Origin of the sequence: Paenibacillus sp. FSL L8-0435 (assembly GCF_037965655.1) — a bacterium.
Classification (GTDB): Bacteria; Bacillota; Bacilli; order Paenibacillales; family Paenibacillaceae; genus Paenibacillus.
On the sequence record NZ_CP150185.1, the window covers coordinates 4,126,785 to 4,142,503 of the forward strand.

General features: G+C 34.2%; 24 protein-coding genes. 1 reads left to right on the forward strand and 23 read right to left on the reverse strand.

Translation table 11 applies throughout. The annotated features are described in order from the left end of the window. Positions 1-8 precede the first annotated feature (8 nt). From NST33_RS18160 to NST33_RS18215, 12 genes are all read right to left on the reverse strand, one after another. Positions 9-515, reverse strand: a complete 507-nt coding sequence (locus NST33_RS18160) for a 3D domain-containing protein (protein ID WP_339304428.1) — start codon at positions 513-515, stop codon at positions 9-11. Positions 516-593: 78 nt separating this feature from the next. Further along, positions 594-956 carry a hypothetical protein gene (locus NST33_RS18165; protein WP_339304430.1) on the reverse strand — a complete coding sequence of 121 codons (363 nt, stop codon included), beginning with the start codon at positions 954-956 and terminating at the stop codon, positions 594-596. Between the two features lie 103 nt (positions 957-1,059). Next, positions 1,060-2,232: an AAA family ATPase gene (locus NST33_RS18170; protein ID WP_339304432.1), complete on the reverse strand. Its 1,173-nt coding sequence runs from the start codon at positions 2,230-2,232 to the stop codon at positions 1,060-1,062. Between the two features lie 88 nt (positions 2,233-2,320). Beyond that, positions 2,321-3,463, reverse strand: a complete 1,143-nt coding sequence (locus NST33_RS18175) for a hypothetical protein (RefSeq protein ID WP_339304434.1) — start codon at positions 3,461-3,463, stop codon at positions 2,321-2,323. A gap of 331 nt (positions 3,464-3,794) precedes the next feature. Then, complete coding sequence (locus NST33_RS18180) at positions 3,795-4,166, reverse strand: hypothetical protein (protein WP_339304436.1); 372 nt, start codon at positions 4,164-4,166, stop codon at positions 3,795-3,797. Between the two features lie 290 nt (positions 4,167-4,456). Continuing rightward, positions 4,457-4,834: a hypothetical protein gene (locus NST33_RS18185; RefSeq protein WP_339304437.1), complete on the reverse strand. Its 378-nt coding sequence runs from the start codon at positions 4,832-4,834 to the stop codon at positions 4,457-4,459. 62 nt (positions 4,835-4,896) lie between these two features. Continuing rightward, positions 4,897-5,031 carry a cyclic lactone autoinducer peptide gene (locus NST33_RS18190; RefSeq protein ID WP_339304439.1) on the reverse strand — a complete coding sequence of 45 codons (135 nt, stop codon included), beginning with the start codon at positions 5,029-5,031 and terminating at the stop codon, positions 4,897-4,899. Then, positions 5,024-5,557: an accessory gene regulator B family protein gene (locus NST33_RS18195; protein WP_339304440.1), complete on the reverse strand. Its 534-nt coding sequence runs from the start codon at positions 5,555-5,557 to the stop codon at positions 5,024-5,026. The genes NST33_RS18190 and NST33_RS18195 overlap by 8 nt, the downstream gene beginning before the upstream one ends. Next, positions 5,550-6,197: a hypothetical protein gene (locus tag NST33_RS18200; protein ID WP_339304442.1), complete on the reverse strand. Its 648-nt coding sequence runs from the start codon at positions 6,195-6,197 to the stop codon at positions 5,550-5,552. Before NST33_RS18200 ends, NST33_RS18195 begins: the two co-directional genes overlap by 8 nt. Positions 6,198-6,333: 136 nt before the next feature. Then, on the reverse strand, positions 6,334-7,347 hold the full coding sequence (locus NST33_RS18205) for a hypothetical protein (protein WP_339304444.1): 1,014 nt from the start codon (positions 7,345-7,347) through the stop codon (positions 6,334-6,336). After that, entirely contained in the window at positions 7,340-8,659 is a 1,320-nt protein-coding gene (locus tag NST33_RS18210; protein WP_339304446.1) for a DNA sulfur modification protein DndB, read from the reverse strand. The genes NST33_RS18205 and NST33_RS18210 overlap by 8 nt, the downstream gene beginning before the upstream one ends. Positions 8,660-9,088: 429 nt before the next feature. Continuing rightward, positions 9,089-9,454, reverse strand: a complete 366-nt coding sequence (locus NST33_RS18215; protein WP_110894699.1) for a type II toxin-antitoxin system PemK/MazF family toxin — start codon at positions 9,452-9,454, stop codon at positions 9,089-9,091. 239 nt (positions 9,455-9,693) lie between these two features. Between NST33_RS18215 and NST33_RS18220 the strand changes: the two genes are divergently transcribed. After that, a complete protein-coding gene (locus NST33_RS18220; protein ID WP_339304449.1) occupies positions 9,694-10,176 on the forward strand; it encodes an RsfA family transcriptional regulator in 483 nt (160 codons plus the stop codon). Between the two features lie 44 nt (positions 10,177-10,220). On the opposite strand, the gene NST33_RS18225 is transcribed toward NST33_RS18220, so the two are convergent. From NST33_RS18225 to NST33_RS18275, 11 genes are all read right to left on the reverse strand, one after another. After that, the gene (locus tag NST33_RS18225) at positions 10,221-11,027 is read right to left on the reverse strand and encodes a hypothetical protein (protein WP_339304451.1); all 807 of its coding nucleotides are present in this window, start codon (positions 11,025-11,027) and stop codon (positions 10,221-10,223) included. Positions 11,028-11,076: 49 nt separating this feature from the next. Then, the gene (locus tag NST33_RS18230; protein WP_339304453.1) at positions 11,077-11,691 is read right to left on the reverse strand and encodes a hypothetical protein; all 615 of its coding nucleotides are present in this window, start codon (positions 11,689-11,691) and stop codon (positions 11,077-11,079) included. A gap of 38 nt (positions 11,692-11,729) precedes the next feature. Next, positions 11,730-11,966: a hypothetical protein gene (locus NST33_RS18235; RefSeq protein WP_339304455.1), complete on the reverse strand. Its 237-nt coding sequence runs from the start codon at positions 11,964-11,966 to the stop codon at positions 11,730-11,732. A gap of 2 nt (positions 11,967-11,968) precedes the next feature. Further along, positions 11,969-12,244, reverse strand: coding sequence for a hypothetical protein (locus NST33_RS18240; protein ID WP_339304456.1), 276 nt, complete (start codon positions 12,242-12,244; stop codon positions 11,969-11,971). 45 nt (positions 12,245-12,289) lie between these two features. After that, positions 12,290-12,652 carry a cyclic-phosphate processing receiver domain-containing protein gene (locus NST33_RS18245; protein WP_339304458.1) on the reverse strand — a complete coding sequence of 121 codons (363 nt, stop codon included), beginning with the start codon at positions 12,650-12,652 and terminating at the stop codon, positions 12,290-12,292. A 347-nt stretch (positions 12,653-12,999) separates the two neighbouring features. Beyond that, complete coding sequence (locus NST33_RS18250; protein WP_339304460.1) at positions 13,000-13,410, reverse strand: hypothetical protein; 411 nt, start codon at positions 13,408-13,410, stop codon at positions 13,000-13,002. A gap of 45 nt (positions 13,411-13,455) precedes the next feature. Next, positions 13,456-13,689: a hypothetical protein gene (locus tag NST33_RS18255; protein ID WP_339304462.1), complete on the reverse strand. Its 234-nt coding sequence runs from the start codon at positions 13,687-13,689 to the stop codon at positions 13,456-13,458. Between the two features lie 37 nt (positions 13,690-13,726). Beyond that, entirely contained in the window at positions 13,727-14,092 is a 366-nt protein-coding gene (locus NST33_RS18260; RefSeq protein ID WP_339304464.1) for a hypothetical protein, read from the reverse strand. 24 nt (positions 14,093-14,116) lie between these two features. Continuing rightward, positions 14,117-14,437: a hypothetical protein gene (locus NST33_RS18265; RefSeq protein ID WP_339304466.1), complete on the reverse strand. Its 321-nt coding sequence runs from the start codon at positions 14,435-14,437 to the stop codon at positions 14,117-14,119. A 725-nt stretch (positions 14,438-15,162) separates the two neighbouring features. After that, positions 15,163-15,345, reverse strand: a complete 183-nt coding sequence (locus tag NST33_RS18270; RefSeq protein WP_339304468.1) for a hypothetical protein — start codon at positions 15,343-15,345, stop codon at positions 15,163-15,165. A 57-nt stretch (positions 15,346-15,402) separates the two neighbouring features. After that, complete coding sequence (locus tag NST33_RS18275; RefSeq protein WP_339304470.1) at positions 15,403-15,702, reverse strand: hypothetical protein; 300 nt, start codon at positions 15,700-15,702, stop codon at positions 15,403-15,405. Between the last annotated feature and the right edge of the window lie 17 nt (positions 15,703-15,719).

A 15,719-nucleotide genomic window follows, 5' to 3' on the forward strand; every position in this document is an offset into this window, starting at 1 on the left:
TAAAACTCCTAATCAATGATTCTTACTCTGATATTCTTCTTTCTTCCAAACTCTAAAGCTGTATCCAGATCTTCGATAAACAAGTCTAATTTTTTTCCTTTGATTGCCGACCCCGTGTCTTGGACAATGCGTTCTCCAATGCCTTCTATGTATATTTTAGTCCCCATCGGTAATACTTTTGGGTCTGCACTCACGGTGACTCCTTCTTTTGTGTGAGCTCCCGAAGCTGTGATACCATAATTCTTATCACCCTTTACTTTTCCTGTAGACTCTTTTCCGTTTGTATATGCAGAAATCTCGAAATACATCCAATCATATTCATCGTTACTTTTCTTGCTTGAGGTTGCTTTTACTTGCTTTGCTTCTTTCTCAACAACCTTAGACTCAGCCGACTTTTCAACTTTAACACTCTCAATCTTAGTCGTGTTTTTCGCTTCTCGTGCTTGATTGGCACTTTCTAATCCTGCCTGACCAATGGACAGTGCCAACAATAGAGATAGGAGTACTTCCAACATATCACCTTCCTGATTTTTAATTGTAGTTATAGTAAAGCCCCACTATTTCAAGTGAGGCCATATGTTTTGTTGAAAATTTTATTTATCTACTGCTACAGAGCCAAGTGAATTTACAATCACAGTGACCTCGTTCAAACTCAAACCTTCAAGTTTAATAGTTTCATTAACACTAAGATCAAATTTTGCTTCTTCAATATTGCTGGCGACAATTTTTTCATCCATAATAATAGTTGCCTTCTTAGTTACTACAATTACGTGATATAGTTGTTTCATGTTCTTATTCTCCTTACAGTTCAATTGGGGATTTACTTTTAATCCATCTCTCATAGCGGTCATTGCTGTATAAAGCTGTTCTTGCTCTTTTCTTGGTAAAATTAATTCATTCTTATGACAATGTGGTATTCCCTCATACGGCGAAATGGTCGAAGCCCATGTATGCAATAACGTTCCTCCTAATCAACTATATATGGATAAGTTGATTATTATTGTGTCCATATATAGTTGCAATTTCTTGATCAAATCTGTCTTTTACAAACTCTATGTATTAAGCTGGAATCTGGAATTCAGTAATAACCTTGAGTGCTTTAGTAAGAGCATCGACATCTGTAACAGTTGGGTAGGCTGCTGTTCCAAGGATATTTTTAAACTCTGGAACAATATACTTAACTAACTGATCTGTAGTGTATCTTTCTTTTTGTTGATTGATTTGATTAATCAAGTCTTCAGCATTCAATTTCTTTACCTCTTGTGTGGCAAAGTCTTTTGCTTGTTCGTCACGTTCTTGTTCCTGCTCTACTTTCAACTCATCAATATTTTTCGTAGTTTTTTTAAGTTGACCTTTAACAGCATCCTCAAATACTTTCAGGAAGTTTGTAGCACTGTACTCAACTGGCTCCTCTGGGAGATCCGTATAACGACCACCTGCAATAGAGATGTACTCGGTAGGACGGAATACCATAACAGTCCGTGTTTCATGGAAGTTACTTCCTCTTTCACGACCTTTTTTATCCTTAATGTTATCTGACATTTCGTCACCGTCTTTGTTTGTAACCACTACCTCGTTAAACAAGCAACAAATCAAACTTGCTTGTGACTCAAAAATCTTACGAGCTGTGGCATGCATCATCAATTCAACTGAGTTATATTTCATTCCGTTATACAATGTAGTTTCTTTTTCCTTTGTCCATCCCAAACCAAGTAAACCATAACCAGCATTACGAAGAGCATCAAATGGTTTTTTCATTTCCTCATAAAGAGCCGTATAGCCATTCTCTACATTACCAGATGCATTACCCAGATCTTGAAGCGAGACAATAGAGTTCTTTGCATATCTCTTAGCTCTATCTTTGAGCAACCACGATGTCGCTGCATCTACACATCGGTCAGCAGTATCAATACCAATGAGCTTTACAATTCTTCCTTCTTTGGCCTCTTTTACTAGACCCGGAACAACTTCTTTCTTGAAAAATTCCCATTGTTTCCAAGCGTCTTCATCTGAACCCTCTTTGTGAATTGGGATAATATTGTCCAGCTCCCACGTTTCATATCCGGGTTCAAACGCCAACAATAGTGCTTCATCAGGAGAGCTATAGTGTAGCTCGGTTACCTCTTTCCAAAGACGCGTTTTTCCGGTTTTGTAAGTTCCAACAATGAGGCTCATGATTGAATGAAGTTCCACTTTAGGTGTATTCTTTTGTACTTTATTTCTCCAACTCATTTAAATAAATCACTCCATTTATATTATTTTATTGTATTAGATTAGTTGTTTAGGAGTGCCATAAGACACTCTATATCACTAGCACTCTTTAAGCAAATGGATCGCTGTCTGTAGAGAACGGGTCGTCACTGGTTTTACTAAACGGATCATCAGACTTATTTGTATTATTAAATGGATCGTCGCTTGTTAGTGCTGCTGTTTTTCTAAATTCTTCTTCAGTTAATAGTTCTCGCATAATACTACCTTGAACATAACTGATTACTTCCAATCCCTTTTTATCTCCATTTGTTACGCGTTCTTGACGTGTTACTTTCTCGCTGTTATCAACTTGACTAAATGGGTCATCAGATGCAATTTCTTCTACAATATCCACATATGCAAATGTTGCTCTATTATTGTCTTGGCCTGTTGCTTCAATAAAATCATATGTATTGAGTGATGCGAACGCATCTGCCATTGGAATACCCTTCTCGACTTCTTTGTGGTATACCATGAGTTCTACATCTTTCGGTTCGGAACGTTCTTTCCCATAATCCAAAAACACAGCATTAACTTTCGTATTTTTATTCTCATCTTGATATGTACTACGAATACCAAGCTGCATGCTGAAATAGTTCACTTCTCGGAATGCTTCGCTGTTGAAGTCTGTTACATAATCAAACTCTTGTCCTGCATGTTTTACGGTCTGTGTTGTTCCATCATCATTTACGATTACTCCATCTTTAATTGGACGCACAGATGAAATTACTCGCTTTACAAATACTTTCTCCTCAGTACTGTTGTCTGGTGTAAAAGTGTCAAATTGGTATTGACCTCTCACCTCATACCAACCATCCTCTTCGACCAATTGCCCAAGACGTTCTGCTTTATCCCAATCTACTTCAATTGCGTGATATGTATCATTAGGAAATTTTGTTTTATCATTACGATCTGCCCATGCTACTTTAGCTGCCTTACTATCTGTTCGACTGTACGGGTAAGCGAAAGGTTGTTCCATACCAGCAAGTTCAACCCGTAGTCGATTACTCAATGCTGTTTCAATCTCAAACTGAAGAACTCGACGAGGTTTATTTGTTCGTGTTGTTGTTTCTTGATAAATCGGTTGTTTCTCCCAGCTATCGGTTACTGGATCTTTTTTGTTTACTGAACTAACCTTACCGATAAAACGGAACGAACTTTTGAACTCTTTGCCCTTGTGATTCTTGTTTACCTTGATTTTGTAGTCTGCCATTAATTAATTTTATCTCCCTTTGTGTATATGTATTTTTTGATTGTGTAGCTCTCTAGTTAATCAGTTACATTGGAGGACTTCTCAATCTGCTCTTCATATGTTCCACCACCTTTTCAGAGTAAACTTGCTGCCTCTATATAATCACGCAAAGCGTGTTATTTTAATCTCGGTCATTCTTTCATATACTCTCTTATGCTTCACTTTACAAATTCAAATTCTTGATGAAACTATTATTTGATTAGCTTGTTTGGTTTACTTACTCAGTATAAGTTTAACATCGAATATCGTCAAGTATTATTTTTGTGTTTTATTGATAACCGGGAAATCCCGGCTACATAAACTGCATTGTAAATCGGTCAAATCTAATCTCTGGATTCTCCAAATGAAGATTATAAATGGTAATTGTATCATTACAATTAAATCTATCCATCTGCCATTTTGAAATAGGCTCTTGAAACAAGCGCTCTAAGGCAGTTTTTTTATTGGTATTATATGTATCATTAAACTCTTCGAAAGAAGCGAAGCGAGTTCTTCTGATCATGTCTTTTCTGTAGTCATACAAAAAAGAATGCATGAATCCAGAAGATTTATCTTTGCATTTATCAATAAAAAAATCTATATTACCTTGGAAAAGAAATGCAACCATATTTAAAAAATCTCCCGCCTTCTTGTCAACACCTAGTAGGTCAATTATTTGCTGCATATACTCAAACCCTCTCGTGATAAAAATGTATTTTCTAGATGATAGATTATCTTATGTACCAATCATAATCCATCATTATACACTTGACAATCACTGTTAGTAGTCTACTAAAAGTGCTTGACATGTGCATAAATATGGATATTATCCCAAATAGATGTCGCACTTTGTCGAATATGATAAATATAGAACTTGTGTTCGTATTTATTATACAACAAATCCGATGAATGATACAGCGCTTGAGAGAGTATTCTTTTAACTCATGATAAATATTTTGTTCTATGTATAGCTGCTTATCTTCCAAACAGCTTTTGAATGTACTCTCTTACTATATTAGTCCTTGGTCTTGAGATAGTTATGTACTCTTCCTCTTCCAAATCGAAGTACACTTTGCCGTTTTCATAATCTACACTTTTCATCTTATTTAGGTTTCCCACTACTCCTGCATCAGTCATTATCATTCCATGTCTCTTGCTCATTAGTTTTAAAAACGCGTCATTACTAAAACAATGCACAAACTGTCCATCTTCTGTGTGAATCACGATTCGGTATTGCTGTTTGGCGAACATTTCTCTTGTAAAGTGCTTGACATCATCAGCATTGATCCATTCTGCCTCATCACTTATGTTTTTACCGTCTCTCCTCTGCACCATAATTCTATCTCTAAACAATGCGTTCACCTCATTTAAAATCAGCTCCCCGTCCCCATAAGAAGAACAGGGAGCTTAATTTTTTACTTCATTTCTTCTGGTACTGGTTCGTTATGAATCACAGTCCAGCTCGCGACATTGACACCTGCTGTCGCTACTGCCATCAACATAAAGCCGAAGGCAGTTACACCCATTTTAATCATTTTTGTTTTAATCATTCTTTTCACCTCCCTTCAAGCGAATGAGTAGGAGGGACTGAACCAATAGAGCTGCACTAATTAGAAAATTATTTAACAAAAAACTCACTATCATCATCCCTATAGATATCAACTTTAAGTACTTAAAATGCTCCTTGAGAATCTTAGTTTGGTTCTCGATATTCGACGGTGCGAAGATTGCCACCAATCCTAAACTTAATAAATTCATAAGCAGCGTGTAGTCACTTAAAAGATATCCAAACTTTGCAATAAGAGCGATTAAAATGGTTGAAATAACAAGGCATACTTCAGGTTTTTTAGCGTGATACCCACCAGAAACCATCCTTAAGGATGAGAAAGCAACTAAGCATATTATTACTTCGCTAACGATATTTAGTAATAAGCCGATAATCAATAATAGCACTACGGGCGCAATGTTAGATATTAAGAATTTGATGCCATATCTTGTTACGCCTAGTGGTGGTAACTCATCTGGAAATTTTTCAACAAGTTTAGTTGATATGCGTGTGGCGAAACTATCAATCATACATTCCACTCTTCTCTTTTTTAATATCTATGTACATTAAATTTATTAAACACACTCCCCAGAATAAGATAGTCAGATATATATTTTCAACTGTTTTCACATTGTACAGCAGCGCCATAATTACGATAGCAATGAGTGTGCTGAAAATGTTAATTTTGTTTAACTTGATTTTGAAACTATAATCGTAGGACATGGTACTGAACCAGATTCTTTTATGTCTTAGAATAAGTGTAAGAACTATTAAAAATCCATTTGCCAATAATTGAACTATTGAGCCAAACTCAACTGATGCTTGTGTAAAGTTTAATCCTGAACTAAGCATAAACAATGCAACAACTGAGAACTGAGCCACTATTTGTGCCACAAATCCATAACATGCCAACTTGAAACTCTCCCATAATTTTATTCTAAAATAGAAAGTTAATGATAATACCAATAAGGTAAAACATAACACTGGAACAAATCCTAAAATTGTCTCATACCCTTTAAGAAAGAAAGTTCCTATTGAGATTATTAAATTAGTTACTAGAATCTCTTTCCAGTAGTCTTTAAAGCTGATCTTGAAACAGCCAAATGCAAACATAAATATTGTTATTCCATCCATCAAGCTCATTGCTGCATAAAGCAAGTCATTCTTCATCTTACTGTCTCCATCCTGTTAAGTTGTATTTAGTACACAAAGATAATATGTATTTCTTGATTTAAATATAACATGGTCTCTATCAAGAGTCAACAGTTAAAACAACAAAAAAAGAATAAAGTTTGCACTCTATTCTTTAAAGGTTATACACTTTTTTAATTGTTGGAACATTCAGAAATTCTGACTTCATGGAACCGTAATGATACAGGCCATTTTTATCCTTTTTAATGTTGTAATGATCACAAACAATACTGTATTCTTCTTCTTCTAGCTTCCCACGTTCAACGTATAGATCCTTTGCCATCTTAAGCATTCCGCTATTTCGAACATTTACAATAGTTAGAAGGGGTAAGTTGTGCCACTCAGCAATCTTAGATAGTCTCATTGTTACTAAATAAATTGATGCTGGTTCATCAACGCCTTGTTTGATACTAGAATTCACAGCGGATCTAATAATATAGTCGTTATCTATCAAATTATTGTGAGTAACTTTTGTACTCGGTACTAAGTTACCATTGTTCTTAATATATTTATCTTCTTTATTTGCTATTCTGAGGATATTATACAGATATCCTGTTATAATTATCTCTCTGATTTCTTGACCATTACGAGATTCGTTAAATAATTTTATCTTATATTTATCTATTTCATTTGTCTCAATTATATGTTCCATTTTCATGTTAAGTAATTCACTATTCTCTCGTCCCATTATACCCTCAAACAATGATTGAACCACAGCTTTATCCTGAAAGTTTAAGCAGCCCTCTACTACGTTTTCTATATCCTCTTCAGTAAATAAAGTTTGTCGGCTATCATCTACAAACTGACTATACCATTCAAAAGATGTTACCGCATTTAGTGGATTAATATTATCTTTACGCAAGTCTTGTTCTATGGCCCAACCTATGTAGTTGTTGATAATACTTCCAGCCTGTTGTAAAGATGATACTTTTGTAGACTTTAATAAATATAGAAATTGCGATATTTCTTGAAGATTAAAATCATATATATCTTTATCAAGCTTTTTTTCCATTATAGAAACTCTTTTTAGTACTCGGCCATATGCCTTTTTAGTAGCTTCGCTTAAATTTTGAAGATATCTGTCTTTTTGTTCTTTATTAAAAAATTCATCGTCATATATTTTATTCACTCTTATCGCCTCCAAAAACATTTACAAAATAATCAAAAAGTTTCTCACGAATTCTTTTGTTGCCCGTAAGAGATTTCTTTGCATTCAAAAGTGGCACAAATTCATCAGCATTTTTACTAATAGTATCAATATACTTCTCTATTTCATCAAAATCAATTTCATTGTCTTGCATATATCGAGACAATACAATGTAGCCAATAAACATTAGTGGATGACTCATGAACTCGTTTTTTCTTTCATTAATGTTCTTTGAAAACTCATTGGGGTAACTACCTGCAAGGTAAACAAAAAACTCATTTAGATACTTTGATATCTTTATGACATCCAATTGTCTTTCAATTGTATAGGAACGATCAATTGCATATGACATAATATCAAAAGTTGTTAGATCTCCAGCTAAATAACTAACTGTGCTGCCTGAAGCAATTTGCTTTCCGATTTCAGATTTACGCTGAAGGTCTGCTACTACTTTATCAGACATTCTTTCTTGCGCTAATTCTTTTCTTCTTTCTTTATTTAAAACATTGATTGTATTTAACTGACTAAAGAAACGTTTTGCAGTCTCTTCGTCATACACTCTTATTGATAATATTTCGTGTAATTCAATGTCTGGATTAATACTGAGAGCAGCGATAAACCCTTGTAATCGATGAAAACCATCCAGAATAGATACAATTGCACCATCATTTATGGTTAATGATTTAGAGTTAGTGTCATAGCTAACAGGCTCAACCTCAGTTGAGTACACGTTCAAAGTAATCATGTCCTCAAAGTATTGATTTTCAGACACTTTGGATGCAATTCTTTTCACACTAGTCTTATTCACGATTGGTGTTTTGACTATTCCACCTGATTTATTTTCTTTATATGTTACTCCACGTTGAGTCTCTTCCTCGTAAATTATGAGTTGGCTCTCAACCATTTTTACTAATTCTTTAATATTGATCTTAGTAACATAGCTATCGAACTTAATTTCAATAACCTCTTTAAATGTGAGCGGCAAATATAATTTATATTGATCTTTATCTTTTAATGTACGTTCAGCATCTCTTATTTCTCTTACACCAAAATACGTTTCTGGATTGGGATTTGAATTGTCTGCATCATGCATTGCAGATACTATACCTATTAAATAGTGTACATCATATTCAGATATTACTTCTTCATTTTGTGAGATTTTTTGCACCATACCAAAAGGTACATTATAATCAGCAAGCTTTAAATTAAGTTCATATTGTTTTTGTCTAGAATTTTGAATCAACTTTAAATTCTCTAATACTTCTTTTTCAATAATGTTACGATCTACTTTCATATGTACTCACCTCTAATAAACATTATAGCACAAACAGTTAAAAATAATACATGCATCAATATCAAAGTACTATAATTTCGAGGAAAAATGTTAAGAAACTATTATGAATATACTACACAATTCAACCCTTTGCAAAATAAGAAAAAGCCTCAATTAGAGACTTTTATCATTTAACCACTTATGTAAATCTAAATTTGTTTTTACTACTTTATTCTCCTGTATGTCGTAAATTCTATAGCCATTAAACAAAAAATTATTTAGCTCATGTGGTTTTTTCGTTCCTAAATTGAGACACTTCCAAGTTTCAACTTTCGACTCTTTATCATAGTCTACAAGCTTCATTAACCAGTATCTCTTCATGCTCCACCTACCTTAACAATAGTATGTAAATTATATTTGTGTTAAAGGTATGTGACAAGTGGTAAAAAATCACAATGAAAGAGATAACTGAAGCGCCTTGTTAATTGCATTCCCAAAGTGCCTAGGTAGTTCAGCAATCTTAAAATCAAGCTGATCTTTTGATACAGTCATTATCTGTTCCAACAAAATGATACTGTCGTCATATAGCCCGATTTCTTCTTTTTCCACTTTTACATGTGTGGGCATAGGTTTTTTAACTCTACTTGTTACTGGTGCAACAATTACTACAGGACTATATTTGTTTCCCATATCATTTCCCAATACCACACATGGTCTTTCTCCGCTCTGTACGCTTCCTTTGTTTCTACCTAAGTTCACATTCCACATGTCTAAGCGTTTTACGTCTTTCATCATTCGCTCCATTGCTACCGCCATCTCAAACACTCCTTATTAATTATCTTCTTAATCTATATGTACCACATTCAATGTGTTTTTAAACTACAAGTTCTATATATGTATTATAGTTGTATTATAAAATTAAAACAATACGGAACGTTTGTTCTGTCAAGAACTTTTAGTAGCCGACTAAAATATTGCGTGAATGAGCGAATAACCTATTGACTTTTAGGATATATATGGTATTAAGACTAATCAAATCAATTTGAGGTGTGCAAATGAAAAGAAAAGATGGATGGAACGTCGATGATGATAATTTGTTAGCTAGCACGGTATTAATTTACATCGAATCTGGCAAGACTCAGTTGAAAGCCTTTGAGGATGTAGGATTAAAACTTAGTAGAACCTCTGCTGCCTGTGGGTTCAGGTGGAATTCAACTGTAAGGCATAGATATATCAAAAGTATTGCTGAGGCAAAGACTCATAAAATAAAAAGAAATTATAAAAAGACGTATTCAAACGAAGAGCTGTCAATTGATAGTATTATCTCATGCCTTCTGGCTCTTAAGGATGATCTACAGCGCGCTGAGATAGAGAAGAGTATAATTAGTAAGAAGATACAGAACGTATCATTAGAAATCAATGCTAGACGTTCTGAAAGGCATTTAGATGCTTTGGCAAATAAAGAAGCCCTTTCATTATTATTGTCTAAAGCTGCTGAGCTTGGGCTGTTTGAACATAACAAAAAACCCGCCATTTAATTGGTGGGTTTTAGTATTTTTCTCTATGTGAAATCTACATTTCATTATAATTTTCTAATTTGCACGATTCTATTAGCATCAATATTTGTTTCTTCTTTTAAGTAAACCATATGATTGTCATTGCGGTAACCTGTTTTTTCAAAAAGAAGGAATTCAATATAACTTATTAAGAAATACACCATTATTTCTTCTTTGCTTTTTGCTTGTTGATCGTCCTTAAATGTAGAACCATCAATTTCGTCGATCATTACCGTAAAAGTAATGACTGAAGGAATTGATCTACTCTCCCATTCTCTCACAAGTTGTTCGGTAAACAATAGCTCTCTTCCTATATGGCTCACTAATTCAGGTGCGCGCAACAAATGATCTATATTACTATCTTTTTCAACATTAGATTCAAACATAAATCCATTTATACACTTGTCTTTTGTAGCTCTATGGGTTGTATACTTGGTTGATTGAATTTGATCATTAATGTATAACTTGAATACATCATTTTCCCTTTTAAAAGTCACACCAAATTCTTTCAGAAAACGTATGAATGAATTATCCGTTGAGAATAGTTCGTCCAAACTTAGTAACCCAAATTCATAATAGGAATTGGTATCAAGAATTGCTGCTACATGACTAACAGTTATTGAATTAATGATAATATCTTGAATATCCAAATCAAAGTATTCTAGAATATCATCAATAACAATTTTTTTGTAGTCCCAGTAATATCCATCCTTTTTAACTCTATACGTTTGCGCCTTAATAAATTCTTCAATGTCGGAACTTGTTACATTTAAAGCTTTTGCCAAAGATTCATAGATATCCATTAAATTAATTGCACTCAAATTATTTCCCACTATATTCATACCCTCTCGTATCTATCTCTATGTAAAACTTGCATTTCATTCAATCATAATGATTTTCTCTGTGGTCATCATACTGCATATCCATATAGTGCTCATACATATCACTTTGATAATCCTCATCAGAGTATTCATATCTTGCTCTATCTAGCAATTTCTCTATATCTTCTACATGCTTTCCTAAGAAACTAACGGCCTCCCCGTAAAACCCTTTTAGGTTTCTGATAGTTAAATTAACTTCATCTCCAGACAATTCCAATTCATAGTGCATAAGTTTGTTTCTCGTTTTATTAAAATCATCAATGGCCCCTTTAAGTATATCCGGAATAGATATATCACAAAGTAGCTCCAACCGTTTAACACCCTCTATTAACGAAACAGTCTTTAAATCGTGTCCGACCTCGAATACATTTTGTTTGCCCTGCTTGATCATCTGGTTTTTAGCAATCATGTATTTTCCAATGTCGCTAAAAATCAGATACTCCTTTTCGTTTTTAAGGATCATTTTAAATAATATCTCAATTGCATGATTCAATGAGAGTATTGCGTCTTTTAAGTTATGTTCTACGCCCTCATGAAGTCCCGCTTCAAGTTTTTCAATACATGTATAGGCTTGCTTTAGAGAGTCGATTCCATTCTCCAGTAAACCATACTTCATTCTGAACACCTCCTGTTACGTATGAAACATGCCTTTCATTACGAATTCAACTTGCAATCCTCTAAGTGATCAATCATATCTTGCAAATGCTGATTTATTTCATCCCTAAATGAATCAGCAATTTCTTCTTTGGTTGTACCTTCGAATTTAATAAGATGACAGCTTGAATCGTAAGGAAATAAAACGCTCACTGTTTTATCTTCAAGGGAAATTCCTTCAATATCTATCTCCGAACTTTCGCCTATCGCATCTTCCAAGAATTGTTTAATATTCATGTTTACGCCTCCGATAAAATTACGTGCCCGAACAATTGAGCTATGCTCTTGGCTTGATCTAAGGTGACCGCATAGTCATCAATAATATCATCGTTACTGTCAAGTAAATCTATTACTACTTCAGGTTCTCCTTTATTTTCAGGGAAATTAGACTTTATTTGTTCGAACATCGATTTTGTCTTCTTTTCCTCTCCTGTGTTGACTTCCAATAATGATTCAAATTCATCTTCTTCTATGTTAATTTTTGTCAGTGCAAATCCCCATGTATTCTTACTCATATTTAATATCCTCCAATTTTTTTGTTTAATATAATTTAAAATGACTCAGTCACCAGAATATCTATTCACCGTTATAGGATAGTGATATATCTCAATATCCTCTGCAATGAATTCTCTCCGCTGAGCTGCTAACAGAGTCTCATACATGTTTTGTCTTCCTACAGGATTATCAGTGTGTATGTATATCTTATCTGCCCTTAATCCATGCTCACAGAAATACTTAACCAAGTCATATCCATTGGGTAACTCTACACCATCTACATCTTCACCCAGATCATGGTCTAATGTAAGAATAGCCACCTCTCTAGTCTCAAGTATATGTATGGCTTCATAATATGTACGAGCGACTACGAAGCCATCTGGACAGTCTCTGAGATCGTCTACGTATAGGTTGATCTTATCTGTCATGGTCTCACATCCTTCCAAATGAAACACATCTTTTACTTAGATCTGATATAGAAAATACTTGGCGACAATAGGCTCAACATTATAACAACAATGAATACTTGTGCAGGATGCAAAAAGTAAGTAAGAGTCCAAGTTGCTGCCACTAGTATTGACAGAATCGCCAATGGAAGGATTGATAGTGCTAATATTTCTTTTGCGATCTGAGATCTGTTTGTCTTCTGCTCTTTAAATTTCTTGAATTTCTGCTTTAACAATTCCCACATAATATCTGGATATTGATTTGAAGAAAACATATGGTCACACCTTTCAAAAATAAGTTTGTATTTACTTTTATTGAAATAGCCATTTTATTCTGATGCTTTTAAGTCCATTCTAAGCATATTATAAATAGCATGAGTAAATTGAGTTCCATGTGTGTACTTTCTTGTAATAGCAGCAAGTAACGCTTCATCAAACGACATGAAAGATTCATTGTGATACTTTCCCTCAACAACTGGGTAATAGCAGATTTCAGTATTATCGTTAAAAACAGAAATCGCCTCAACCACAGCCAATGAATCGCTAATAATTACTGTCTTTGTTATTCTCCTAAATTTAGAATCAACTTGTTTTTCAATTTCCTTTTCCTTCATTTTTTGCTGTTCATGGTTATAAGCAGAATCATAAAGTTGCACTCTGTGAACCTTACCAAGTTCATATTCATAAGTATTTTTAAAATATTCTTCAACTTCATCAGTAGACTTTAAACGCTCTAACATAATGTCATCTCCTTTTTTGTATGAAACAGTCATTTCATTTACTCTCTAAACTTGCTGCAACCAGCAATTCCCACTATATTGATATCCTCTGCGATACCCATCTTTAAATGAGTAGTGTGAACCCTCTACTTTTATCAACCCTGTTTTTGTAATAGACTTTATTCTTGTTTCTTTAACAATAACGTCTCCTCCAACTTCTACAGTAGAAACTATGCAGACTGGATCTCCGATTTGCAAAGTACTGAGCCATTGACTAGTTGGTAAGATAATTGTTTTCACATCACTCTCTCCTTTGCTCCCATATGAAATAGTTATTTCACAGTCCATTATACTTCTTAAAAATTTGTAGTTTAAAGTTGATATCCGTTTTCGATAAATTTTTATCCTTATAGGCATAATCTGGATCGACCTTTTTCATATCATTCTCTAGGCAGTAAAGTGTTTGTGTTATAAAACCTGTTGGGTCATACTTGATGGTTCGATCAACTTTATTTACCACATATATCATTGAATATTCCCAATGAGATTTCTTCTTAGGTTCAAAAGGAAAGCGATACACCAAGAAGTCCCCTACTCTGTAACCATATCTCGAAGCTAGCTTTGTATTATCTTCGTATAGAGCTGAATCCAGCACCGACATATCTTCACAAATTGGAAGAGAGTCAAAGTATGTATTGTTCAATTTTCTTCTCTCTCCTTGGAAAAACTAAGTAGTTAAGATGCTTAACAAATAATTCTTAGTAATTCTTTTGATTTCTGACTCTTCTTCTGTGTCTAATTTTGTGCTGTGGTCTTGAAACATATTCGAAAGGTCAGAGATATTAATTGGTGATTCTTGCTTACTAAAATATTCTGTAAGGGCGTTTATCACCAGTTCCTCATCAAATTCAAATCCTTTATGATTAAAGGCAACATTATAACCAGATTGACATTCTTCTCTAATATAATTTGAAATGCTGAATGCTTCACCTTCAACATATTCCAAATAGGGTTCCTCATTATGAAACTTTAGCGTAAGAATCTTCACATTCATCGTCTCCTTAATTGTTAAATTAGAATGAAATAAACCTTTCACAACCATATGTATCCCGCTACTACAAAACATTCTCTAATTATATAGCAGCGTCTCACATAATTCTATGATGTCGTGTTTGATAGAATTGACTTAATTTGGACAAAAGCCCTCTTACAGAGTATAGTCTCTTTCCCATTATCAAACTGAGCACTCATTCGTACATTGTTTAGCTTTCTGATCTTGCTAATGTTAAGATGGGAGTTTTTGTTAGACTTCATTAGATTGTGCTTTTCAATAATATGTTTTGTTATTTCTGAATTTGACATTAATCTGTATTCGCCATCAACTGTAGTTATGTTATTGACAGATCCGTTCATTCCAGTTTTATTAGTGTAAAGGATGTCTTTTGAATTTATTGTTTTAACCTGCTTTGTGTTTACATCTAAGACATTAAGAATCAAATGGATTCACCTCTTGTATTTTATGTTATTCCGCTCCATCACAGCGTTGCTCGTTACAGTATTATGTTACTCTCTTAACTAACTCGATCTTACCATACTATAAAATATTATGTCAATATTATCTTTGTGTAATAAAAAAAGACGGAGGGTTACCCTCTCGCCTTCGAATATGTATTATGATCTCTGCTATATATTTCAGCAGCCTCTTTTAAGCTCATCCACCTACCATCATGGTCTTGTACCCACATAGATCCGTCTGAAAGACGTTTGCCTCGTTTATACACTGTAGTAGTAAGCCTCCCCTGTCTGAGCGATACGCACATCCACAGCCTGTTTTAGATCCATGGTCAGAGAGTACACTCTGTCCATGAGGATGTGAGCAATAGTATTTTTACAGCGCCCTCGTTCTTCTACTGTTTCGATTACCTCATTGTTTACGATGATATTGTATGTGTTCATTTTATTATCTCCTCTTTTATATATTATTTTTGTGTTTAATGATTTCCTTAGAAAGACTTATTTTACCGGAACTATTTGTTTCCACCATTCATCCATATCTGCAAGATACTCATCATCAAAAATGGAGAGTATAATGTAGTCATCACCCCAAGTTGCATTTTCAGTACTCTTTTGATTTTTGTAAACATAACCTTTGACCTTGAGGACTGTACCCGGAGCACCTCCAAATCCCCAACCTAAAGACTTCACGTTTGTGCCAATTTCGGGTAATGTCTTACTAACATAGCCCCTATACTGCGCAAGAATGTCTGGTGCATTCTCGATGAGAAACTCTTCTATCGTCATCAAATTTGACACTATTACTCATCTCCCTA